Source organism: Mesorhizobium sp. M2A.F.Ca.ET.039.01.1.1 (genome assembly GCF_003998035.1).
GTDB lineage: Bacteria > Pseudomonadota > Alphaproteobacteria > Rhizobiales > Rhizobiaceae > Mesorhizobium.
Genome location: NZ_RZRY01001501.1, coordinates 1 through 489, shown reverse-complemented (window position 1 = coordinate 489; position 489 = coordinate 1). Strand labels below are relative to the sequence as shown.

General features: G+C 60.1%; 1 protein-coding gene. It reads left to right on the top strand.

All coding sequences use genetic code 11. The features are described 5' to 3' along the window. Positions 1-77: 77 nt before the first annotated feature. A partial coding sequence (locus EOA24_RS40650) for an alpha/beta hydrolase (RefSeq protein ID WP_133375112.1) occupies positions 78-489 on the top strand: 412 nt, incomplete at its 3' end.

Genomic DNA, 489 nt, shown 5'->3' with positions numbered 1-489 from the left:
CTTGCGGCACGACAAAAGGTCTGCTTCGTTCAATCGACGTCAGATTTTAGCAATTCGGCCAGTTCCGGGAGATTGGCATGTACAGGATGGTCGTGGCCGCGTTGGGCCTGCTCCTTTCCGCTTTGCCGGTTTCGGCGAAGATTGTCCCGTTCCCTCACGGCTTCAAGACACAGACGATCGAGACCAACCGCACCAGCCTTCATGTCCGCGTCGGCGGACAAGGCCCGGCCGTCATCATGCTGCACGGCTTTGGCGACAGCGGCGACATGTGGGCGCCTGTCGCGGCGAAGCTGATGAAAGATCACACCGTGATCGTGCCCGATCTGCGCGGCATGGGGCTGTCGGCGCATCCCGACACCGGTTACACCAAGAAGAACCAGGCCCTCGATATCGCCGGCATCCTCGACCATCTGAAGATCGACAAGGCGGATCTCGTCACACACGACATCGGTAACATGGTGGGTTACGCCCTCGTCGCACAGTATCGCG